The organism is Siccirubricoccus phaeus (assembly GCF_008360935.1).
In the GTDB taxonomy this organism is placed as follows: domain Bacteria; phylum Pseudomonadota; class Alphaproteobacteria; order Acetobacterales; family Acetobacteraceae; genus Siccirubricoccus; species Siccirubricoccus phaeus.
In genome coordinates this window covers 75271-97588 of the sequence record NZ_SRXO01000014.1, presented here as the reverse complement: position 1 = coordinate 97588, position 22318 = coordinate 75271, and the positions used below count along the sequence as shown (strand labels likewise).

Annotated in this window: 24 protein-coding genes; 19 read left to right on the top strand and 5 right to left on the bottom strand. The window is 72.8% G+C overall.

Annotated elements, in window-relative coordinates:
* Window positions 1-469: 469 nt before the first annotated feature.
* The 19 genes from E5N76_RS19200 to E5N76_RS19110 all read left to right on the top strand — a co-directional run bounded on the left by E5N76_RS19200 (window position 470) and on the right by E5N76_RS19110 (window position 17720).
* The gene (locus tag E5N76_RS19200; RefSeq protein WP_149538936.1) at window positions 470-1246 is read left to right on the top strand and encodes a TauD/TfdA family dioxygenase; all 777 of its coding nucleotides are present in this window, start codon (window positions 470-472) and stop codon (window positions 1244-1246) included.
* Between the two features lie 243 nt (window positions 1247-1489).
* Complete coding sequence (locus tag E5N76_RS19195) at window positions 1490-1726, top strand: hypothetical protein (protein ID WP_149538935.1); 237 nt, start codon at window positions 1490-1492, stop codon at window positions 1724-1726.
* A 97-nt stretch (window positions 1727-1823) separates the two neighbouring features.
* A complete protein-coding gene (locus E5N76_RS19190) occupies window positions 1824-2972 on the top strand; it encodes an acyl-CoA dehydrogenase family protein (protein ID WP_149538934.1) in 1149 nt (382 codons plus the stop codon).
* 100 nt (window positions 2973-3072) lie between these two features.
* Window positions 3073-4044 (top strand): Bug family tripartite tricarboxylate transporter substrate binding protein, encoded by a 972-nt coding sequence (locus E5N76_RS19185; RefSeq protein WP_187830271.1) that lies wholly within the window; start codon window positions 3073-3075, stop codon window positions 4042-4044.
* Window positions 4045-4087: 43 nt separating this feature from the next.
* Window positions 4088-5191, top strand: a complete 1104-nt coding sequence (locus E5N76_RS19180; RefSeq protein ID WP_149538932.1) for an LLM class flavin-dependent oxidoreductase — start codon at window positions 4088-4090, stop codon at window positions 5189-5191.
* A 13-nt stretch (window positions 5192-5204) separates the two neighbouring features.
* Entirely contained in the window at window positions 5205-6293 is a 1089-nt protein-coding gene (locus tag E5N76_RS19175; RefSeq protein ID WP_149538931.1) for an ABC transporter substrate-binding protein, read from the top strand.
* Window positions 6290-7384 (top strand): ABC transporter substrate-binding protein, encoded by a 1095-nt coding sequence (locus E5N76_RS19170; protein ID WP_149538930.1) that lies wholly within the window; start codon window positions 6290-6292, stop codon window positions 7382-7384. Before E5N76_RS19175 ends, E5N76_RS19170 begins: the two co-directional genes overlap by 4 nt.
* Window positions 7381-8379, top strand: a complete 999-nt coding sequence (locus E5N76_RS30615; RefSeq protein WP_149538929.1) for an ABC transporter permease — start codon at window positions 7381-7383, stop codon at window positions 8377-8379. The genes E5N76_RS19170 and E5N76_RS30615 overlap by 4 nt, the downstream gene beginning before the upstream one ends.
* A 5-nt stretch (window positions 8380-8384) precedes the next feature.
* A complete protein-coding gene (locus tag E5N76_RS19160) occupies window positions 8385-9143 on the top strand; it encodes an ABC transporter ATP-binding protein (RefSeq protein ID WP_457852682.1) in 759 nt (252 codons plus the stop codon).
* Between the two features lie 192 nt (window positions 9144-9335).
* Window positions 9336-9521 carry a hypothetical protein gene (locus E5N76_RS19155; protein WP_149538928.1) on the top strand — a complete coding sequence of 62 codons (186 nt, stop codon included), beginning with the start codon at window positions 9336-9338 and terminating at the stop codon, window positions 9519-9521.
* 48 nt (window positions 9522-9569) lie between these two features.
* Complete coding sequence (locus E5N76_RS19150) at window positions 9570-10574, top strand: sulfate ABC transporter substrate-binding protein (RefSeq protein ID WP_149538927.1); 1005 nt, start codon at window positions 9570-9572, stop codon at window positions 10572-10574.
* Complete coding sequence (gene cysT, locus E5N76_RS19145) at window positions 10571-11422, top strand: sulfate ABC transporter permease subunit CysT (RefSeq protein WP_149538926.1); 852 nt, start codon at window positions 10571-10573, stop codon at window positions 11420-11422. Before E5N76_RS19150 ends, cysT begins: the two co-directional genes overlap by 4 nt.
* 8 nt (window positions 11423-11430) lie before the next feature.
* Window positions 11431-12261, top strand: a complete 831-nt coding sequence (cysW, locus tag E5N76_RS19140) for a sulfate ABC transporter permease subunit CysW (RefSeq protein WP_149538925.1) — start codon at window positions 11431-11433, stop codon at window positions 12259-12261.
* A complete protein-coding gene (locus E5N76_RS19135; RefSeq protein ID WP_149538924.1) occupies window positions 12258-13349 on the top strand; it encodes a sulfate/molybdate ABC transporter ATP-binding protein in 1092 nt (363 codons plus the stop codon). The genes cysW and E5N76_RS19135 overlap by 4 nt, the downstream gene beginning before the upstream one ends.
* A 294-nt stretch (window positions 13350-13643) precedes the next feature.
* Window positions 13644-14483: a shikimate dehydrogenase gene (locus E5N76_RS19130; RefSeq protein WP_149538923.1), complete on the top strand. Its 840-nt coding sequence runs from the start codon at window positions 13644-13646 to the stop codon at window positions 14481-14483.
* A gap of 10 nt (window positions 14484-14493) precedes the next feature.
* The gene (gene coaE / locus E5N76_RS19125; RefSeq protein WP_149538922.1) at window positions 14494-15084 is read left to right on the top strand and encodes a dephospho-CoA kinase; all 591 of its coding nucleotides are present in this window, start codon (window positions 14494-14496) and stop codon (window positions 15082-15084) included.
* Window positions 15081-15776 (top strand): DNA polymerase III subunit epsilon, encoded by a 696-nt coding sequence (gene dnaQ / locus E5N76_RS19120; RefSeq protein ID WP_149538921.1) that lies wholly within the window; start codon window positions 15081-15083, stop codon window positions 15774-15776. The genes coaE and dnaQ overlap by 4 nt, the downstream gene beginning before the upstream one ends.
* Before the next feature lie 253 nt (window positions 15777-16029).
* A complete protein-coding gene (locus E5N76_RS19115; RefSeq protein WP_149538920.1) occupies window positions 16030-17199 on the top strand; it encodes a zinc-dependent alcohol dehydrogenase in 1170 nt (389 codons plus the stop codon).
* Between the two features lie 14 nt (window positions 17200-17213).
* Window positions 17214-17720, top strand: coding sequence for a cyclase dehydrase (locus tag E5N76_RS19110; RefSeq protein WP_235907777.1), 507 nt, complete (start codon window positions 17214-17216; stop codon window positions 17718-17720).
* Between the two features lie 128 nt (window positions 17721-17848).
* Here the strand turns inward: E5N76_RS19110 and trmB are convergent, their stop codons facing one another.
* The 5 genes from trmB to E5N76_RS19085 form a co-directional block, all read right to left on the bottom strand.
* A complete protein-coding gene (gene trmB, locus E5N76_RS19105; RefSeq protein WP_149538918.1) occupies window positions 17849-18559 on the bottom strand; it encodes a tRNA (guanine(46)-N(7))-methyltransferase TrmB in 711 nt (236 codons plus the stop codon).
* A gap of 122 nt (window positions 18560-18681) precedes the next feature.
* A complete protein-coding gene (gene metK / locus E5N76_RS19100) occupies window positions 18682-19869 on the bottom strand; it encodes a methionine adenosyltransferase (protein ID WP_149538917.1) in 1188 nt (395 codons plus the stop codon).
* Between the two features lie 251 nt (window positions 19870-20120).
* Window positions 20121-20861 carry a 4-hydroxy-tetrahydrodipicolinate reductase gene (dapB, locus tag E5N76_RS19095; RefSeq protein WP_149538916.1) on the bottom strand — a complete coding sequence of 247 codons (741 nt, stop codon included), beginning with the start codon at window positions 20859-20861 and terminating at the stop codon, window positions 20121-20123.
* Window positions 20862-21067: 206 nt separating this feature from the next.
* Window positions 21068-21475, bottom strand: a complete 408-nt coding sequence (locus E5N76_RS19090; RefSeq protein ID WP_149538915.1) for a PRC-barrel domain-containing protein — start codon at window positions 21473-21475, stop codon at window positions 21068-21070.
* A gap of 260 nt (window positions 21476-21735) precedes the next feature.
* Window positions 21736-22113, bottom strand: coding sequence for a rhodanese-like domain-containing protein (locus E5N76_RS19085; protein ID WP_149538914.1), 378 nt, complete (start codon window positions 22111-22113; stop codon window positions 21736-21738).
* Between the last annotated feature and the right edge of the window lie 205 nt (window positions 22114-22318).

Below are 22318 nucleotides of genomic sequence, written 5' to 3'. Positions count from 1 at the left end.
CGGTCCCCGCTTCCGGCACGTGAAATAACCCGCCGCAGTGGTGAATCCTGCCTTGTTTCACGCGGGAATACGACGTGGATCTGGCCGGGAAGGCTGGCCGGCCCGCCCCCTGGGCGCACATCCTTTACCCAACTGGCTGATTATGCGCAGAAAAATATTCCACGCCATCCTCCTTCCAGCGCCCCGGGAAGGGTCCTAAATTCACGATCAACACCGATAGAATCATATTGACTCACCCGAAATCACATCGTTAAATCATCACGTCGCCGCCGCATCCCGCGGCGGAACCGCGGAGTTTGAACAATGCAGCTTGCGCCGCGTCACCAAGAGCTAAAGCGCAGCCCCTCGGTCCACGGGCCCGCGCCGCTCTCGCCCTGTCGTCGCTGTCCGGGCTGACCGCCCGACCGACCCGCGCCGCCCGTCACCGCTTGCCACGGTCCTCGCCTGCCGAGGCCCGCAGGGGAATCCCATGTCCGCCCTTCTTGCCGAGGCCGCGCCCCGCCGCGCCGCCGCGCTGCCCTTCCAGCCGCTCCACCCGGAATTCGGGGCCGAGATCCTCGACCTCGGCGCGCCGCTGCCGCCGGCGCTGCAGACCCGGCTGGAGGCCGCCCTCGCCGCGCATCGCCTCCTCCTGCTGCGCGACCAGTCGCTGCGCCCGGCCCAGCTTGCCACCCTCGCCGCCCGCCTGGCCGGCACCGCCGCCGCCCCGGCCCCGGCGGAGGTCGCGCCGGAGGCGCTGGCCGGCTGGGCCTTCGACCGCGCCGCGCCGCAGCGCCCTTCCCGGCTGCAGGCCCTCTTCGTCGCGGCAGCGCCGGCGCCGGGCCTGGCCGCCGAATTCGCCGGCCAGCACGCCGTCCTCGCCGGGCTGCACCCCTGGCTGGCCCATCGTATCGAGTATCTCGAGGCGGTGACCCCTGCCGGGCCGCTGCCCCTGGTACGGGCGGGGCGGGCCGGGCCGGGCCGCAGCCTCTTCCTGCCGCCGGAGGCGACCGCGCTGACCGGCCTGCCGCAGGCCGAGGCCGCCGCCCTGCTGCCGCGGCTGCGTGCCGCCGCCACCGCCCCCGCCTTCACCTGGCGGCTGGCGCTGCGCCAGGGCGATCTGCTGCTGTGGGACGGCCACGCCTTGCTGCACCGGCTGCTGCCGGGCCAGGGCGGGGCGCAGCCGCCGCTGCTGCACGCCGCGGCGGGGCCGGAGGCGCCGCTCGGTGCCGCCGCCGCCGCCACCCCTTTCCTCATCGCCGGCTGAGGCCCTTCCCATGGCTTCGCCGCGCCCCCGGATCCGCCCGGCCTGGGCGGATGGGCCGTCCCTGGACGGCCCGACTGCAGGCGCCCGTGACTGGCGCATCCTCCCGAACTCGGCCGGGGTCCTCGGCCCCGGCCGCTTTTTCGCGGCCACCGCGCCCGGGCGCTGTCGGCGCTGAGGCCGCGGCCCCGCGCCGCCCCCTTACGCCACGCCTAGTCGTCATTCGTCTCCGGAAAGGATCAGCAGATGATCCGCTCGCAACCCATCGATATCGACGGCCGCTTCGTCGGCGTCGCCGTGCAGTCCAGCCAGCGCTGGCATTTCGTCGCCCTGGAGCCGGCGCTCTCCGACCTCGACGGCGCCGGCTTCGACACGGCGGAGGAGGCGGCGCGCATCGCCCGCGCCGTGCTGCGCCGTGCCCGCCAGGCCGCGCCCGTGGCCCCGCTGCCGCCGAGCCCGGCGCGCATCCGGCCCGTGCTGTGACGGCGATGAAGCTGCGCCTTGCCGTGCCTCGCCGCGCCCTGCCGGGCGCGGCGTCCGGGCTGCCGCTCGCCGGCCGCGCTGCGGCGGCGGAGGGCGCATGACCGCCGATCGCGACCCGCTCGCCGGCCTGCCCGGCGTGCTGCCCGCCATCGCCGCCGCCGCCCCCCGGCATGACCGGGAGGGAACGGTGCCGCGCAATTCGCTGGCCCTGCTGCATCAGGCCGGGCTGGCGGCGCTGACCGTGCCGGCGGCGCTCGGCGGCGGCGGGGCGGGGCTGCGCTTGGCCGGCCAGGTCATCGCCCGGGTCGGCGCCGCCTGCCCGGCGACGGCGCTGATCCTGGCCATGCAGTACCTGAAGCAGGCCGCCCTGGCCCGCAGCCCGGCCTGGCCGGAGCATCTGCAGCGCCTGGTCGGGCGCGAGGCGGTGGAGGAGGGGGCGCTGATCAACGCCCTGCGGGTGGAGCCCGAGCTCGGCTCCCCGACCCGCGGCGGGCTGCCGGCCACCACGGCGCGGCGCTCCGCCACCGGCTGGGTGATCTCCGGCCGCAAGCGCTACGCCACCGGCATCGGCGCGCTGCGCTGGCTGGAGGTGTTCGGCCGCACCGCGGAGCCGGAACCGCGGGTCGGCATCTTCCTGGTGCCGGCCGGCGCGCCCGGGCTGCGGGTGGTGGAGACCTGGAACCATCTCGGCCTGCGCGGCTCCGGCAGCCACGATCTGGTGCTGGAAGAGGTGGAGATCCCGGAGGACCACGCCATCGGCCTGGCCCCGCCCGGCGGCCCGGTGCTGGACCCGCTGCAGGCGGTGTGGAACGCGGTGCTGGTCCCGGCGGTCTATACCGGCGTGGCGCGTGCGGCGCGGGACTGGATCGTCTCCTTCCTCCGCACAAGGGTACCGGGCAGCCTCGGCGCCCCGCTGGCGACCTTGCCGCGGGTGCAGGAGGCTGTCGGCGGCATCGAGGCGCTGCTCGCCGCCAATGCCCGCATCGCGGAGGCGGTGGCGCTGGCGACCGATGCCGGCGCACCGCCGCCCGCGGCAGAGGCCGGCGTGCTGAAGGCGGTGCTGGTGGAGAACGCGGTGCGCGCGGTGGAGGCGGCGACGCTCCTCGCCGGCAACCACGCGCATGACCGCGCCTTCCCGCTGGAGCGGCATTGGCGCGACGTGCAATGCGGCCGGGTGCATGCGCCGACCGCGGATGCCGCGCACCTCGCCGCCGGCCGCGCCGCCCTGGCGGAGGCCGTGCCATGACCGGTCTCGCCTTCCGCTTCGCCCTGCTGCTCGGCGGCCTTGGCACCGCCCTCATCGCCAGCGGGCTCGCCCGCCCTGTCCTGCTGCTGGAGTTGCTGAAATGATCCGTCGCCGCCTGCTGCTCGGCGCCGCGCTGGCTACGCCTGTCCTCGCCGGGGCGCATGCCCAGGGGCATGCGCATGGCGAATTCCCCGAGCGCCCGATCCGCTATCTCTGCCCCTTCCCGCCGGGTGCCACCAACGACAACGTCTCCCGCACCATGTCCCGCGCGCTCTCGCCGCGGCTCGGCGTGCCCGTCGTCGTGGAGAACAAGGCGGGCGCCGGCGGCGCGGTCGGGGCGCGGCTGGTGGCGGAGGCGAAGCCGGATGGCCACACCCTGCTGAACGCCTCCGCCGGCAACCTGACCATCGCGCCGCATCTCTCGGCGGTCGGGTATGACCCGCTGCGGGACCTGCTGCCGGTGGCGCTGGCGGGCGAGGCCTACAGCATCGTCGCGGTGAATCCGAAGCTCGGGGTGGCGAGCCTCGCCGAGCTGGTGGCGCTGGCGAGGCGCCGGCCGGGCTTCCTGAACTATGCCTCCGCCGGCATCGGCTCCGCCGGCCATCTGCGCGGCGCGCTGCTGGCGGAGGCGGTGGGGATCGAGGCGGTGCACGTGCCCTTCCCCGGCAGCGCCGCCGCGGCGACCAGCGTCGTCGCCGGCGATTGCCACCTGACCATCGACCCGATTGCCGCGCCGCATGTGGCGGAGGGCAGGCTGCGCGGCCTCGCCACCATCGGCGCCGACCGCTGGGCGGCTTTCGCCGAGCTGCCGACCCTGGCCGAGCTCGGCATCGGCCGCGACTGGCCGGGCAGCGGCTGGTTCGGCCTGTTCGCCCCGCGCGGCACGCCGGCGCCGGTGATCGCCCGGCTGAACCGGGAATTCAACGCGGCGCTGGCGGAGCCGGAGGTGGACGCCGCGCTGCGTCGCTTCGGCCTGAAGCCGGAGCCCGTCTCGCCCGGGGAGCTGGGCCGCCGCACCGCTTCCGACCATGCCGCCATCGGCGCCGCGCTGCGCCGCCTGAACATCGCCTGACGCCGTCCGTCGCCCGGCCGGCCCAACGCCAAAGGAGAGCCCCATGCCGCACCCGCTGACCTTCATCGGCATGATCGCGCATCGCGCGCAATCCGAGATCCATCCGCCCCAGGGCCCGGTGGTGGACCCCGGCTACATCCAGCGCTTCGCCCTGGCGCATGAGCAGGCGGGCTTCGACCGCATCCTCGTCGCCTGGGGCAGCACCAGCCCGGACGCGCTGCTGGTGGCGCAGCACGCCGCCGCCGCCGCGACGCGCATCGGCTTCATGGTGGCGCACCGCCCGGGCTTCATCGCGCCGACCCTGGCGGCCCGGCAATTCGCCACCTTCGACCAGCTCACCGGCGGCCGCGCTGCCGTGCACATCATCAGCGGCGGCAGCAGCACGGAGCAGCGCAAGGATGGCGACTACCTGGACCATGCCGACCGCTACGCCCGGTCCGAGGAATACGTCACGCTGCTGAAGCGCCTCTGGACCAGCGACAAGCCCTTCGACCACCACGGCGAGCATTACCGCTTCGAGGGCGGCTTCGCCGAGGTGAAGCCGGTGCAGAAGCCGCATATCCCGGTCTTCTTCGGCGGCTCCTCCGACATCGCCATCGAGATCGCCGGCCGCATCGCCGATGTCTATGCCTTCTGGGGCGAGACGCTGGACCAGGCGCGGGAGACCATCGCGCGGGTGAAGGCCAGCGTGGCGAAGGCAGGGCGGGACCCGGCCGCCATCCGCTTCAGCATGTCCTTCCGCCCGGTGCTGGCGGGGAGCGAGGCGGATGCCTGGGCCCGCGCCAATCGCATCATCGAGCGCATCCGCACGCTGCGCGCCGATGCGGTGGGCAGCGGCGGGCCGAAGCCGGAGAGCATCGGCAGCAAGCGTCTGTTGGAAGCGGCGGCCGCCGGCCCGGTGCGCGACACGCGGCTGTGGACGGAGGTGGCGGCGGCGGTCGGCGCCGGCGCCAACACCACCGCTCTGGTCGGCACGCCGGAGCAGGTGGCGGAGAGCCTGGCCGACTACCACGCCCTCGGCATCGACACCTTCCTGATCCGCGGCTTCGACCCGCTGGAGGACGCCGCGCAATACGGCGCCGAGCTGCTGCCGGCGACCCGCGCCGCCATCGCCGCGCGCGGCGCCGTCCCCGTTGCCGCCGAGTGAGGAGAGGAGAACCATGACCACCCCTGACCGCCGCGCCCTGCTGCGCGCTGCCGGCGCCGCCGCGCTCGCCATTCCGGCAGGCGCCATGGCGCCGCGCGCCGCGGCGCCGGATCTGGACGCCATCCTGCGCGACCCGTCTTCGATCTGTCGCATCGGCGCCACGGCGGGGGGCGGCGCCTATGCCGCGCCGGGGCCACGGCGCAAGCTGAAGCTCAGCTTCAACGCCAATTCCATCTGCACCGTCGGCGCCATCGTCGCCGTGCAGCGCGGCTTCTTCGCGCGCAACAATCTGGACGTGGAGCTGGTGAATTTCGGCGGCTCCACCGACCAGCTCCTGGAAGCCATCGCCACCGGCAAGTCGGATGCCGGCATCGGCATGGCGCTGCGCTGGCTGAAGCCGCTGGAGCAGGGCTTCGACGTCCGCATCTCCACCGCCATCCATGGCGGCTGCATGCGGCTGTTCTCCCAGAAGGGCAGCGGCATCAACACGGTCGCCGATCTGCGCGGCAAGGTGCTGGGCGTGACCGATATGGGCGCGCCGGACAAGAATTTCTTCGGCATCGTCGCGGCGAAGCTCGGCCTCGATCCGGACAAGGACATCACCTACCGCGTCTTCCCCGGCGACCTGCTGGGCGAGGCGCTGAAGCGCGGGGACGTGCAGGCCATCACCCTGGGCGACCCGCTCGCCTGGATCCTGCGCGAGCGGGACGATCTGCACGAGATCGCCAACAACCTCAGCGGCGAATATGCGGACCGCGCCTGCTGCATCCTCGGCATCCGCGGCAGCCTGCTGCGGGAGGACCGCGCCGCCGCCCGCGCCGTGACCGGCGCGCTGCTGGAAACCCAGGACTGGGTCCACGCCAATCCGGACGAAGCGGCGGCGATCTTCCTGACCAATGCCCGCGGCACCAATGCGGCGCAGCTCGCCGCCATGCTGCGCAGCCACACCCATGGCGACCATCCGCACGGGCCGGTGCTGAGCAATCAGCTTGCCGCCTATATCGAGGAGCTGAAGCTGGTGAAGGTGATCCGCCCGAACACCAATGCGCAGCGGCTGGCCGCGCGCATCTATGCCGACGTGCTGAGCGAGGCGCCGGCATGAGCGCGCCCCTGCCCAACCGCCGTGCCCTGCTGCGCGGCCTCGGCGTTGCCGGCCTGGCCGCGCCGCTCGGCGCCATGGCCCCGCGCGCCTTCGCGCCCGCGGATCCGGTGGCGGAGCTGCTGGCCGCACCGCCCATCTGCCGCACCGCGACCACGGACCTGGCGGAGGCCGCGGTGCCCGGCCCGCGCCGCAAGCTGAAGCTGGCCTGGAGCCAGAACGGCATCTGCACCGCGGCGGTGCCCTCCGCCGAGGTGCAGGGCATCTATGCCCGGCACAATCTGGACATCGAGTTCGTCAATTGGGGCGGCTCCACCGACCAATTGCTGGAAGCCCTGGCGACCGGCAAGGCGGATGCCGGCGGCGGCATGGCGCTGCGCTGGCTGAAGGCGCTGGAGGCCGGCTTCGACGTGAAGGTGACGGCCGCCATGCATGGCGGCTGCATGCGGTTGCTCAGCGCGCCGGGCAGCGGCGTCGCCGCCATCGCCGATCTGCGCGGCAAGACGATCGGCGCCGAGGACATGGCCTCGCCGAACAAGAATTTCTTCTCCATCGTCGCGGCCAAGGCGGGCATCGATCCGGTCAACGAGATCAATTGGCGGCAATACCCGGCCGACCTGCTCTCCGAGGCGCTGAAGCGCGGCGATATCCAGGGCTTCACCCTGGGCGACCCGATGGCCTCCATCCTGCGGGACCGCGACGGGCTGGTGGAGGTCTCGAACAACCTCTCCGGCGAATATGCCCACCGCACCTGCTGCATCCTCGGCATCAGCGGCAAGCTGGTGCGGCAGGATAGGCCGGTGGCGCGCGCCATCACCGCCGCCATCCTCGAGGCCGAGGATTGGGTGCATGCCAACCCGGACGCGGCGGCGGAGATCTTCGCCAAATACGCGCCGCGGGCGCCGGCGCCGGTGCTGGCCGCCATGCTGCGCAGCCACACCCACAACCACCATCCGAAGGGCGCGGATCTGGAAGCCGATCTCGCCGCCTACATCGCGGAGCTGAAGCTCGTGAAGGTCATCCGGCCGAACACCGATCCGGCGCGGCTCGCCGCCCGCATCCATGTCGATGTGCTGAACGGGGCGCCGGCATGAGCGCGACCACCCTTGGCGCGGGGCTGCTCGCCCCCGCCCGTCCCGCCGCCTTCTGGCCCTCCGGCTGGGTGGCGGGCCTTGCCTGGATCGGTGCCGCGGCGGCGATCTCCCTGCTGCCGGATGCCGACGACCTCGGCCGCACGCAGGAGCTGGCGACGCTCGCCGCCGGCTTCGGCGGGCTGGTCCTGCTCGCCGCCCTCGGCAGCACTCTCTCCGGCCTGGCGCCGCGCCTGGCGCGGCTGCGCGAAGCAGGCCCCTGGCTGATCGTCCTCGCCGCCGCCCTGCTGGCCTGGGAGCTGGCAACGGCGAAATACGAGCTGCTGCCGCGGCCCTTCTTCGCCGCGCCGCAATCGCTCCTGGAAGTCTTCACCGACGACTATGCGCGCCTCGGCGAGAGCGTCTGGCGCAGCCTGCTGCTGGTGGTGCCGGGCTATGCGCTGGGTGCCGTCATCGGCTTCCTCTTCGGCGTCGCCATGGGCTGGTCGCGCATCGTCGGCTACTGGGCGCATCCGGTGGTGCGGCTGATCGGCCCGCTGCCGGCGACGGCCTGGCTGCCCATCGCCTTCTTCGCCTTCGCCTCCTCCCGCGGCGCCTCCACCTTCCTCATCGCGCTGGCCAGCTTCTTCCCGGTGACGGTGCTCACCTGGTCCGGCGTCTCCGCCGTCTCCAAGGCCTATTACGACGTGGCGCGCACCATGGGCGCCTCGCCCTGGTTCCTGGTGCGGAAGGTGGCGGTGCCGGCGGCCATGCCCTCGGTCTTCGTCGGGCTGTTCATGGGGCTCGGCGCCTCCTTCTCGGTGCTCGTGGTCGCCGAGATGATGGGGGTGAAGGCCGGGCTCGGCTGGTACATGCAATGGGCCCAGGGCTGGGCCGCCTACGCCAACATGTATGCCGCGCTGCTGGTCATGGCGGGCATGTGCTCCGGCGCCGTCACCCTGCTGTTCCGGCTGCGCGACCGCCTGCTCTCCTGGCAGAAGGGGCTGGTCCGGTGGTGAGCGGCGTGAACGGCGCAAGGCTGGAAGTGCGCGGCGTCAGCCACGCCTTCGCCCTGGAGAAGCGGAGCCTGCCCGTCCTCCAGGACATCGACTTCACCGCGGAGCCGGGCGAGTTCGTCGCCCTGCTCGGCCCTTCCGGCTGCGGCAAATCCACCCTGCTGCGGCTGGTGGCGGGGCTGGAACCGCCGACCGAGGGGCAGTTGCTGGTGGATGGCGCCGAGATCACCGGCACCCATCCCAGCCGCACCATCATGTTCCAGGACCCGACGCTGTTCCCCTGGCGCACCGTGCGCGGCAATGCCCAGCTCGGCCCGGAGGCGCGCGGGACACTGGCGGCGGACGGCCCGCGGATCGAGGAGGCGCTGCGCCTCGTGGGTCTTGCCGGCTTCGCCAGCGCCTATCCGCACCAGCTTTCCGGCGGCATGGCGCAGCGCGCCTCGCTGGCCCGCTCGCTGGTGAACGAGCCGAAGATCCTGATGCTGGACGAGCCGCTCGGCAAGCTCGACAGCCTCACCCGGCTGGCGATGCAGCGGGAGCTGGTGGCGCTGTGGGAGCGGGAGCGCTTCACCGCTCTCCTGGTGACGCATGACGTGGAGGAAGCGCTGCTGCTGGCCGACCGCGTCCTCGTCCTCAGCGATCGCCCGGCCCGCATCCGTGCCGATATCCGCGTCGAAACGCCGCGGCCGCGCCGCCGCGACGATGCCGGGCTGGTGGCGCTGCGGGAGGAGATCCTGGCGCTGCTCGGCCTGGCCGAGGCGGCTTGACCGTGATCCCCACGGCACCGCTGCGCAGCGTCGTGGGGCGCCCGGAAAACCCCACGCAACCGCTGCGCGGTGTTCGCGGGGACGCCGGAGGTCGCCGGCCTCCCCAGCCTGCCCACAGCCCCGCCGCGGCAAAGCCATGGCGGGCAGCGGGCAGCGCCCATTCCGTGATGCAACCCTCAGAGGGAAACGACGATGCTTCTTGGTCTCGCCACCCCGATCCTCGCCGCCCTCCAGGCGCTGCATGCGGCGCCGGAAGCGGCGATGACCTGCCTCGGCCTTGCCGCCGCCGCGCTCGGCCTCACCCTCCAGGCCACCCTGCCGCCGCCGGCGGAGGACACAATCGAGGCCACCATCCTCTCCGCCTTTGCCGCCATGTGAGCGGCAGCCGCGTTATCCCCTCCGCTACGCCTACCGGAGATTGCTGCGATGCGATCCACCTTCCGCCCCGGCCGTCGCGCCATGCTCGCCGCGCCCGCCCTGCTGGCCCTGCCCGCCCGCGCCCAGGGGGTGCGGGAGCTGCTGAATGTCAGCTATGACCCGACGCGCGAATTCTACCGCGACTACAATGCCGGCTTCGCCCGGGAGTGGCAGGCGCAGCACCGCCAGACGCTGCGCATCAACACCTCCCATGGCGGCTCCGGGCGCCAGGCGCGCTCCGTCATCGACGGGCTGGCGGCCGATGTGGTGACGCTCGCCCTGGCCTATGACGTGGATGCCATCGCCGAGCGCGGCCTGATCGCCAGGGATTGGATCACCCGCCTGCCGCAGAACAGCGCGCCCTACACCAGCACCATCGTCTTCCTGACCCGCAAGGGAAATCCGAAGGGGCTGCGGGACTGGCCGGATTTGGTGAAGCCTGGCGTCGCCATCATCACCCCCAACCCGAAGACCAGTGGCGGCGCGCGGTGGAACTACCTCGCCGCCTGGGCCTCGGCGCAGAAGCACGGGCAGAACCCGGAGGAATTCCTCGCAAGGCTGTTCCGCCAGGTGCCGGTGTTGGATACCGGCGCGCGCGGCTCCACCACCACCTTCGTCCAGCGCGGCCAGGGCGACGTGCTGCTGGCCTGGGAGAACGAGGCGCATCTCGCCCTGCAGGAATTCGGCGCCGGCCAGTTCGACATTATCTACCCGCCGCTCTCCATCCTGGCGGAACCTTCCGTCGCCGTGGTGGACGGCAATGTGGACCGCCGCGGCACCCGCGACCTGGCGGAGGCCTATCTGCGCGGCCTCTACGCCCCTGCCGGCCAGGAAGCCGCCGCGAAGCATTTCTACCGCCCGCGCGACCAGGCGCTGCTGCAGAAGAACGCGGAGCGCTTCCCGACTTTGGAGCTGGTGACGATCGACGGCGCCTTCGGCGGCTGGGCGGAGGCGCAGCGCGTCCATTTCAACGATGGCGGCGTGTTCGACCGCATCTACCGACCGGGACGATGAGCGCCAGCCTCGCCTTGCCTCACCGGGCCCGGCGGCTGCGCGCCATACCGGGCTTCGGCCTCGCCTTCGGCATCGCGCTGTTCTGGCTTTCCGCCATCGTGCTGGTGCCGCTGCTCGCCTTGCTGCTGCGGCCCTTCGAATTGGGGCTCGCCGGCCTCTGGGCCTCGCTGGCGGAGCCGCGCGTCGCCGCCTCGCTGCGGCTTTCCTTCGGCGCGGCGCTGCTGGCGGCGGCCATCGCCGCGCCGCTCGGCCTGCTGCTGGCCTGGGCGGTGGTGCGGTTGCGCTTTCCCGGCCGTGCCGTGCTGGACGCCGCCATCGACCTGCCCTTCGCCCTGCCCACCGCCGTCGCCGGCCTGGCGATGACGGCGCTGCTGGCGCCGAATGGCTGGGTCGGCGGACCGCTTGGGGAATGGTTCGGCTGGCGCGTCGCCTTCACCCCCGCCGGCATCGTCATCGCCCTGGTCTTCGTCGCCCTGCCCTTCACCGCCCGCACGGTGGAGCCGGTGCTGCGCGATCTGGGCCGGGAGTCGGAGGAAGCCGCCGCGACCCTCGGCGCCACCCGCTTCCAGACCCTGCGGCGCGTCGTCCTGCCCGCGCTGGCGCCCGCCATCCTCACCGGCTTCGGCCTCGGCTTCGCCCGGGCCGTCGGCGAATACGGCAGCGTCATCTTCATCGCCGGCAACATGCCGATGGTCAGCGAAATCGCCCCCCTCCTCATCACCATCCGGCTGGAGCAATTCGACTATGCCGGCGCCGCCGCCATCGGCCTTGCCATGCTGCTGCTGGCCTTCGCCGTGCTGCTGGCGCTGAACCTGGCGCAGCGCGCCCTGCGGCGAGGCCAAGGGTGAGGCAGGCCATGAACGCCACCGAGGACCCGCTTTGGTTCCGCGCCCTGCTGGTGGCGCTGGCTGTCCTCACCGGGCTGCTGCTGCTGGCCCTGCCGCTGGCCGCCGTCTTCACCGAGGCGCTGCGCCGCGGCGGGGAGGCGGCGCTGGCCGCGATCCTCGAGCCCGACACCCTGGCCGCCATCCGCATGACACTGATCGTCGCCGCCATTTCGGTGCCGCTGAACACGGTGGGCGGCCTCGCCGCCGCCTGGTGCATCGCCAAGCACGACTTCCCCGGCAAGCGCCTGCTGGTGACGCTGGTGGAACTGCCCTTCTCCGTCTCGCCCGTGATCTCCGGCCTGGTCTTCGTGCTGATCTTCGGCCTGCAGGGCTGGCTCGGGCCGTGGCTGCAGGCGCGCGGCATCCAGGTGATCTTCGCCCTGCCCGGGCTCGTGCTGGCGACGCTCTTCGTCACCTTCCCCTTCGTCGCCCGTACCGTGCTGCCGCTGATGCAGGACCAGGGCCGGGCGGAGGAGGAAGCGGCGGCGACGCTCGGCGCCGGCGGCTGGCAGATCTTCCGCCGGGTGACGCTGCCCAATATCCGCTGGGCGCTGCTCGCCGGCGTGCTGCTGTGCAATGCGCGCGCCATGGGGGAATTCGGCGCGGTCTCGGTCGTCTCCGGCCATATCCGCGGCCAGACGAACACCATGCCGCTGCATGTCGAGATCCTCTACAATGAGTACCAATTCGCCGGCGCCTTCGCGGTGGCGGCGCTGCTGGCGTTGCTCGGCCTCGTCACCCTCGCCGCCAAGGCGGTGCTGGAACGCTGGTCCGGCCGGGTGGCGGGAGAGGCGGGATGAGCGTGATCGTCGAAGGCCTGGTGCGCCGCTTCGGCACCACCGCCGCGCTGGATGGCGTGAGCCTGGCGGTCCGGGACGGGGAATTCGTCGCCCTGCTCGGCCCTTCCGGCTCCGGCAAGACCACGCTGCTGCGCGTGCTGGCGGGGCTGGAGCCGCAGGAGGAAGGCCGCGTCGCGATCGCCGGGCGGGAGATGGCGGGGGTGCCGGCGCGGGAACGCGGCATCGGCGTGATGTTCCAGAATTACGCGCTGTTCCGCCACATGAACGTCTTCGACAACATCGCCTTCGGCCTCTCCGTGCTGCCCCGCGGCCGGCGCCCGGGCCGGGCGGAGCTGACGGCGCGGGTGCGGGAATTGCTGCGCCTCACCCAGATCCCGGAGCTGGAGCGGCGCTGGCCGGACCAGCTTTCCGGCGGCCAGCGGCAGCGTGTGGCGCTGGCCCGGGCGCTGGCCATCGAGCCCAGGCTGCTGCTGCTGGACGAGCCCTTCGGCGCGCTGGACGCGCTGGTGCGGCGAGAGGTGCGGCGCTGGCTGCGCGGCCTGCATGATCGCCTCGGCATCACCACCATCCTCGTCACCCATGACCAGGAGGAGGCGATGGAGCTGGCGGACCGCGTGGCGCTGCTGGAAAGCGGCCGCATCGCGCAATTCGATACGCCCTCGGCGCTGCTGGCGGCACCGGCGACGCCCTTCGTCGCCGGCTTCCTGGGCGAGGCGGCAAGGCTGGAGGGGCAGGTGGCCGGCGGCGTGCTGCGCTTCCGCCTGCCCGGCCTGCCGCCCTTGGCGGTGGCGCTGCCGGACGGCCCGGCCACCGCCTTCCTGCGCCCGCGGGAGGTCGTGGCCCATCCGGCACCGGAGGGCCCGCTGATCCGCCTGGTGCGCGCGACGGCGGAGGGCGAGGCGCGACTGGTGGTGGAGCTGGCGGAGGACGTCACCCTGGACGCGGTGGCGACGCCCCATGGGGCGGTTCAGGGCGAATGGCCGCGGCGCCAGGCCGCCTGCCGGCTGGAGATCACCGGGGCGCAGGTCTTCGGCGCCGGCGGGGCGCGCGGAATGGCGGGGGCGTTGCGGTTGGCGGAGGTGCGGTAGGGGGCTTCGCCCTCAAGCCCCCGCCAGGGGCTCTGCCCCTGGACCCCGCCGGGCGGGGTTGGCGGCACTGCCGCCAACGCTTCCCCCCGGACCCCGCCCTGGGTCTTTCCGCACGACGATTCATCCTGCCGGCTCACGCTGGGCCCGAGGCTGAAGGCACTGCCTCCGCCGCGCCTCCCCGGCGGAGGTGCGGGGTCGCGGGCGCTGCCCGCGACGACCTCCTGCCCGGATTTGGGGGCGAAGCCCCCAACGACCCGCATTGACCTCGCGCCACCCGGCGGCTTTGCATGGCGCATGTCGATTCTCTCCGGCCATTCGCGCCTTGCCGGCATCCTGGGCTGGCCCGTGGCGCATTCCCGCTCGCCCCTTCTGCATGGCTTCTGGCTGCGGCGCCACGGGCTGGATGGTGCCTATATGCCCCTGCCGGTGCGGCCGGAGCGCTTCGCCGCCGCGGTGCGGTCCCTGGCCGATCTCGGCTTCGCCGGCGCCAACGTGACCATTCCCCACAAGGAAGCCGCCTTCGCCGCCTGCGACCGGGTGGACGCCACCGCGCACCGCGCCGGGGCCGTCAACACCCTGGTCTTCCGGGACGGACGGATCGAAGGCTCCAACACCGACGGTTTCGGCTTCCTCGCCCATGCCATGGCCTCCGTGCCGGGCTGGAGCCCGGCTGCCGGCCCCGTGGTGCTGCTCGGCGCCGGCGGCTCCGCCCGGGCCATTGCCGCTTCGCTGCTGGATGCCGGCTGCCCGCGGCTCACCCTGGTGAACCGCACCCCGGCGCGGGCGGAGGCGCTGGCCCAGGCCCTGGGCGGCCCCATCGAGGTCGCCGACCGCCCGCCGCTGGAAGACGCCGCCCTGCTGGTCAACACCACCTCCCAGGGCATGCAGGGTCAGCCGCCGCTCACGCTGGACCTGGCGCCGCTGCCCGCCACCGCCATTGTCGCCGACATCGTCTATGTCCCGCGGGAAACCGGGCTGCTCGCCGCCGCCCGCGCCCGTGGCCTCGCCACGGTGGACGGGCTCGGCATGCTACTGCACCAGGCGCGGCCGGGTTTTTCCGAGTGGTTCGGCACGATGCCGGAGGTGGACGCCGAGCTGGAGGCATTCGTCGGCGGGGACATCCCCCTGCGATGAGGGCGGGGCGATGAAGATCATCGGCCTGACCGGCGGCATCGGCATGGGCAAATCCACCGCCACCGCCACCTTCCGCCGCCTGCACGTGCCGGTCTTCGACGCCGATGCCGCCGTGCACAGGCTGCAGGCCAGGGGCGGCCGCGCCGTGGCGCCCATCGCCGCCGCCTTCCCCGGCACGGTGCGGGACGGCGCGGTGGACCGCGAAGCGCTGCGCCGCGCCGTGCTGACCGACCCCGCCGCCCTCACCCGGCTGGAACGCATCATCCACCCGCTGGTGCGGCAGGCGGAGCAGCGCTTCCTCGCCGCCGCCCGCCGCCGGGCGGAACCGCTTGCGGTGCTGGACATTCCCCTGCTGTTCGAGACGCGGGGCCAGGGGCGCTGCGACCTGGTGGTGGTGGTCTCCGCCCCCGCCGCGGTGCAGCGCTGGCGCGTGCTGCGCCGCCGCGGCATGACGCCGGCGCGGTTCGACGCCATCCTGGCGCGGCAGACGCCGGATGCGGAAAAGCGAAGGCGCGCGGATGTGGTGGTGCCGACCGGCCTTTCCCGCCATCTGGCGCAGCGGCGGATCCGGCGGCTGGTGCGGGAGGAAAGCGGGCGATGAGGCATGTGGTGCTGGATACCGAGACCACCGGCCTCGACCCCTCGACGGGCGACCGCGTGCTGGAAGTGGCGGCGATCGAGCTGGTGAACCTCATCCCGACCGGCGCCGCCTACCACACCCTGATCGACCCGCAGCGCGAGGTGCCGGAGGAGGCGACGCGCATCCACGGCTTCACCGCCGCGATGCTGCAGGGCAAGCCGAAATTCGCCGAGATCGCCGAGGAGATGCTGGCCTTCCTCGGCGATTCGCCGATCGTCGCGCACAACGCACCCTTCGATTTCGGCTTCCTCGATGCCGAGCTGAAGCTGCTCGGGCGGCCGCCGCTGGACCGGGCGCGGATGGTGGACAGCCTGGCGCTGGCGAAGAAGCGCTTCCCCGGCATGCCGAACAGCCTCGACGCGCTCTGCCGGCGCTACGAGATCGATAATTCCATGCGCACCAGCCACAACGCGCTGCTGGACGTGAAGCTGCTGGCCCAGGTGTTCCTGGAGCTGATGGGCGGCAAGCAGCCGGGGCTGGAATTGGCGGCGGCGCGGCGGGCGCCGAGCGCGGAAGCGGCAGCGCTGCTCGTCCGGCGGACGCCGCGGCCCATCATCCCGAGCGAGGCGGAGCTGGCGGCGCATGCGGCCTTCCTGAAGAAGATCAGGGAGCCGCTCTGGCTGCAGCCGCCTTTCGTGGCGGCAGAGGGCTGACCTCCCTCCCCCGCTTCGCGGGGGAGGGTCGGGGTAGGGGTGGCACCGGGCGTGCGCGTGGGGGCTTCGCCCGTTGGCGGCAGTGCCGCCAACCCCCACCAGGGGCGCCGCCCCATCGAACGCATGCGTTCGATCCCGCCGGGGACCGGACCGGTCCCCGGACCCGGTGGGAGTTTGGGCCCGACCCACCCCGCAACAAACCCGCGCCCCGAACGCCGCGTTGCTGCGCCAGCCCCCGAGGAAAGGTCCCGGCATGCGCGCACTCTGCTGGCACGGCACGCAGGATATCCGCTGCGACACCGTCCCCGACCCGAAGCTCGAGCATCCGCGCGACGCCATCATCAAGGTGACGACCTGCGCGATCTGCGGCTCCGACCTCCACCTCTACGACAACACCATCCCCGCCATGGAACGCGGCGACATCATGGGCCATGAGACCATGGGAATCGTCGAGGAGGTGGGCAAGGAGGTCACCAACCTGAAGCGCGGCGACCGCGTGGTGATCCCCTTCACCATCTTCTGCGGCGATTGCGACCAGTGCCGGCGCGGCAATTTCAGCGTCTGCGAGCGCAGCAACCGCAACAAGAGCCTGGCCGACAAGGTGTTCGGCCACACCACCGCCGGCCTCTTCGGCTACACCCACCTCACCGGTGGCTATCCCGGCGGCCAGGCGGAATATCTCCGCGTGCCCTTCGCGGACAAGACGCATATCAAGGTGCCGCAAGGGCCGAGCGACGAGCAGCTCCTCTTCCTCTCCGACATCTTCCCCACCGGCTGGCAGGCCGCGGTGCAATGCGACATCCAGCCGACGGACACCGTCGCCATCTGGGGCTGCGGCCCGGTCGGGCAGATGACGATCCGCAGTGCCCTGCTGCTCGGCGCGAAGCAGGTGATCGCCATCGACACGGTGCCGGAGCGCCTGGCCATGGCCCGCGCCGGCGGCGCCACCACCATCGACTTCATGGAAGAAAGCGTGGTGGAGCGGCTGAACGAGCTGACCCAGGGCAAGGGCCCGGAGAAATGCATCGACTGCGTCGGCATGGAGGCGCATGCCACGGCGACGCTCGACAGCATCTATGACCGCGCCAAGCAGGCGATGATGCTGGAGACCGACCGGCCGCATGTGCTGCGGGAGATGATGTATGTCTGCCGCCCGGCCGGCACGCTCTCCATCCCCGGCGTCTATGGCGGGCTGCTGGACAAGATCCCCTTCGGCATGGCGATGAACAAGGGCCTGACCATGCGCATGGGCCAGACCCATGTGAACCGCTGGAGCGACGACCTGCTGCGGCGGATCGAGGCGGGGCAGATCGACCCCAGCTTCGTCATCACCCATACCGTGCCGCTGGAGCGGGGACCGGAAATGTACAAGACCTTCCGCGACAAGCAGGATGGCTGCGTGAAAGTGGTGCTGAAGCCATGAGGCGGGCGCAGCGCATGGCCCGCGGCCTCGGCTGGTTCAGCCTCGGGCTGGGGCTGGTGGAGTTGCTGGCGCCGCAGGCGGTGAGCCGGACGCTGGGGCTGCGCGGGCAGGAAAGGCTGATCGCCGCCTATGGCGCGCGGGAGGTGGCGACGGGGGTCGGCCTGCTGCTCTCGCGGGATCCGGAGCCCTGGCTCTGGGGCCGCGTCGCCGGGGATGCGCTGGATGTCGGCACGCTGGCGACGGCGCTGGACGGGCGGCGGCCGCGGCAGGAGGCGGCGGGGCTGGCAATGCTGGCCGTGCTGGGGGTGACGGCGCTGGACCTGGCCAGCGCCTGTGGCCTGGCGTCCCGCCGGCGCGGCATGGCGGCGGTGCGGCGGCGCCTGCCGGAGTATGCGCGGCGCAGCGGCCTGCCGGCCGCGCCGGCGAAGATGCGCGGCGCGGCGCGCGACTTCGTGGTGCCGGAGGATTTCCGCACCCCGGCCCCGCTGCGGCCCTGGGGCGTGGCGAACGAGGTGGCGTAGGTCGAACCCTCGGGTCCGAAACACCCGCCGGGGTCCGGGGAGGCGGTTGGCGGCAGTGCCGCCAACCCCCGGCGGGGTCATGGGCAGCGCCCCTGGCGGGGCACGGGGCGGAGCCCCCCATTCTGGCCTCACACCCGCCGCTTCACCCAGTACTTCGGCTGCCGGCCTTCGCGCCGTGCCTTGGCCTCGTAGCGGGTGCCGGGCCAGCCCTCCGGCCGCGCCGTCGCCGGCGGGTCCCCCACGAAAAGCGCGCTCGCCGCGAACACCTCCTCCACCCAGCCCTGATAGGTCGGGTCATCGCTGGCGATACGCCATTCGCCGCCCGGCTTCAGCACCCGCGCCACCAGCGGCAGCAGCGCCGGATTCACGAAGCGCCGCTTGGCGTGGCGCGACTTCGGCCAGGGGTCCGGAAACATCAGCATCAGCCGGTCCAGGCAGCCTTCCGGCAACAGCCCCAGCAGGTGCCGCGCATCCTGCGGCCAGAGGCGAAGGTTGCCCGGCAGCGCGCCGGTGGCTTCCTCCCCCTCCGGCACCAGCCGCGTCAGCAGGGAGCAGAGCCCGTTCTCGAACACCTCGGAGGCGATGTAGCCGACCCGTGGATTGGCTTCGACCAGCGCCAGCGCATGCTCCCCGCCGCCGAAGCCGACTTCCAGCCACAACGCCTCCACCGGCCCCGCGAAGGCAGCGCGAGGATCGTGCGCCTGCGCCGGCGCAAGCCGCAGCCGCGGCAGGGTGAGGTCCAGCAGCAATTGCTGCCGCGGCCGCAGCGGGTGGCCGCGGCGGCGGCCATAGAGTCGGTCGGGGATGCCCTCGGCGAGGGGCGGTCGGTCAGCGGTCATGCCGCCGCCTCATAGCCCTCCCCCGCCTTGCGGGGGAGGGTTGGGTGGGGGTGCGGTGGGCGGCCGTGTCCTCGGCGGCCACCCCACCCCGGCACTCCCCCGGAAGGCGGGGGAGGGAGGGATCAGCGCCCGAAGGCGCGCTTCAGCTCCGGCGCCAGGATATCCGTCCGCTCCCAGGTGAAGCTGTCCTTCGCCGGGTCCGGCGTCCGGCCGAAATGGCCATAGGCGCTGGTGGGCACGTAGATCGGCCGGTTCATCCGCAGCATCTCCCGGATGCCGCGCGGCGAGAGGTTGACCGCCTCCTGCACCACCTGGGCCAGCTTGGTCTCGTCCACGTCCTTGCCCGTGCCGTGCAGGTCGAAATAGACCGAGAGCGGCTTGGAGACGCCGATGGCGTAGGAGACCTGGATGGTGCAGCGATCCGCCAGCCCGGCCGCCACCACGTTCTTCGCCACGTAGCGCGCGGCATAGGCGGCGGAGCGGTCCACCTTGGTGGGGTCCTTGCCGCTGAACGCGCCGCCGCCATGCGGCGCCGCGCCGCCATAGGTGTCCACGATGATCTTGCGGCCGGTCAGGCCGGCATCGCCATCCGGGCCGCCGATGACGAACTGCCCGGTCGGGTTCACGTAGAACTCCGCCTCCGGCACCGTCCAGCCCTTGGGCAGCACGTCGGCGACGATCGGGCGGATCAGCTCCTTGATCTCCGCCTGCTCCATCCCCGCCTCGTGCTGGGTGGAGACGACGACGCAGGTGACGCCCACCGGCCTTCCATCCACGTAGCGCAGCGTGACCTGGCTTTTCGCGTCCGGCAGCAGCCCCTTGGCCCGCTTGTCGCCGGCATGGCGGTACTCCGCCATCTTGCGCAGAATGCTGTGGGCGTAGGAGAGCGGCGCCGGCATCAGCTCCGGCGTCTCGTTCGTCGCGTAGCCGAACATGATGCCCTGGTCGCCGGCGCCTTCATCCTTGTTGCCGGCGGCGTCCACGCCCATGGCGATATCGGCGGACTGGCCATGCAGGTGGTTCTCGAAGGAGGCATGGCGCCAGGAGAAGCCCTCCTGGTCGTAGCCGATCTCCTTCACCGCGGCCCGGACCTTCTCCTCCAGGCTGAACAGCACCGCATCCGGGCCGCGGACCTCGCCGGCCAGCACGATGCGGTTGGTGGTCACCAGGGTTTCACAGGCGACGCGGGCATAGGGGTCGGCAGCCAGGAAGGCGTCGAGGACGGTGTCGGAAATGCGGTCCGCCACCTTGTCCGGATGGCCCTCGGAGACGCTCTCCGAGGTGAACAGGTATTCACCCTTGTCGCGCATGGCGTGATTCGGCCTCTTGTCGCGGAGAACCGGTCGCCCCGGCTGGCTGCCCCCGGATGGGGCGGGGCTGTTTCGCAGCCAGGGGGGGAGGGGTCAAGGCGAGAGTGGCCGGATGGCGCGTTTTCCTGCGTGAAAGCGGCGGTAAAACCGCGGCTGCACCGGGAAATTCGTGGCCCGTCAGCGACCGTTGCGGAAGGGCCCGGCAGCCTCCCGGCGCGCGGCGCCGCCGCAGGCCAGGAAGGGATGGGCCCTCAGCCCATGCCGAGCACGTGCTTCATGTCGTAGAGCCCGGGCGCCTGCCCCTGCAGCCAGAGCGCCGCGCGCACCGCGCCCGTGGCATAGACCCGGCGGTCGAAGCTTTTGTGGGTCAGGATGATGTGCTCGGAGGCAGCAGCGAAGAGCAGGCTGTGCTCCCCCACCACCTGGCCGCCGCGCAGCGCGGCGAAGCCGATGGCGCCGGCCTTGCGCGGCCCGGTATGGCCGTCCCGCCCGCTTTCGATGCCTGCCGCCTCCATGGTGGTGCCGCGGCCGCGCGCCACGGCGCGGCCAAGCGCGACGGCGGTGCCGGAGGGGGCATCGACCTTCTGGCGGTGATGCATCTCGACGATTTCCGCGTCGTATTGCTCGGCCGGCAGGGCGGCGGCCATGCGCTCCGCGATGGCCAGGAAGAGGTTCACCCCAGGGGCGAAATTGGCGGCATAGACGATGGGCACCTGGCGCGCCGCCGCCGCCACCGTCGCCTCCTGCTCCGTCGAGAGGCCGGAGGAGCCGAGCACCAGCGGCTTGCCGGCGGCGACCGCCGCCTGGGCGTGCGGGATGGCGGCAGTGGCATGGGTGAAGTCGATCACCACATCGCTGGCGGCGAAGAGGGTAGCGGGGTCGTCGCCGCGCCGGCTGCCGCCGGCCAGGGCGGCGCCGGCGGCGGCCACTTCCTCGGCCAGCAGCTTGCCCATGCGGCCGGCGATGCCGGCGATGCCGATGCGGACGGCCATTGGTCCCCTCCCCTCACGCGTCCCGGGCCTCATGCCCTCCGCCGCGCCCGCCCGCAACCTGCCAGCCCACGGAGCCGGGCCGGAGACGTTACCCCACAGCCGGGCCGCCCATTGCCCGCCGCGGCGTCGCCGTAGCGGGCTGTGAGAGGCGCCGATTGTCAGGCGGTTCCGGGGCCCCGCGGCGGCGCGCGGCGCCGTCCTGGGGATCAAATCAGGAGGCTCTCCCAATAGGGGCGCTGGCCGTAATGGCTGTGCAGCCGCTCGCCCCAGGCGCGGTCGCCCCAATCGGGCGCCTCGGCGGCGGTGAAGCTCGGGCCGGTCCGCAGCGTCTCCCGGTCCAGATCCACGCGGTAGCCGCCCAGCTCCAGGTCATAGCGCAGGACGGACCAGGGCAGCGGGAAGAGCTTCTCGCCGAAGCCGAGGAAGCCGCCGAAGGCCAGCACGGCATAGGCCACCCGGCCGGAGCGCTTGTCCAGCATCACCGTCTCGATGCTGCCCAGGCTCTCGCCCTCCGCGTCATAGACGGGGGTGCCGCTGACCTTCTCGGCGGCGATCAGGGTCGCGCTCTCCTCGATAGGCACGGGGCCGGAGGCGACAACCGGGGTGCCGGACATGCAAGGCTCCGTCGCTGTGGAAGGGGGGGCGGGCGACGATGCGGCTGGGACCTGTGCCGCACCGCCGCCTGCCAGGGCCGCCGTCTGGGGGGGGAAGTGCGGCGGCCACCTGCTCAACGAGGCAGGCCAGGGCAGGTTCCCGGCCCGGCGGCAATACCGCCGGGCCTAGTCTCGTCAGGTGGGAACGTACAGGAACACCCCGGCCGGGGCAGCCTTGCGAACCGGTCGCGGCGGCGCGGGGGCGCCGCCCGCGGTCTGGCTCAGGCCTTTTCCACCGTGCCGCCGGCCTCCACCCAATCCTTGAAGCCGCCGAGATTGCGGACATCGGCATAGCCCAGCTCCTGCAGCACCTTCCCCGCCAGCGCGGCACGGCCGCCGGAGGCGCAGTAGGTGACGACCACCGGCTTGCTCAGGGCTGGGTCGCGCTGCGGGCTGCTGGGGTCCACGCGGAATTCCAGCAGGCCGCGCGGAATCGGCAGGGCGCCCGGCACCTTGCCGGAGGCGGCGAGCTCCGCCGGCTCCCGCAGATCGATGAAGACGGCCTGGCCGGAATCGTGCAGGGCCTTGGCGTCGGCACCGGAGATGCGGGGCACGGCGGCATTGGCGGCGGCGAGCATCTCCTGGACGGTGGTCGGCATGGCGTTGGCTCCTCTCCGGATGGTTGGGGCGGGGAGGCTAACCCGGATTGCGCGGGAGGCCATGGGGGAAGGCGGGAGGTCGGGGCTGCGGTGCGCTGGCGCGCCCCGGGGGCCGGGCTACCCGAACGCCCCGCGTTCCGGGTCCCGCATCGCAGGGACCCAGCCCCGCCCTGTGGGGAGGGAAGGAGTCGCCTGAATCCTCGCC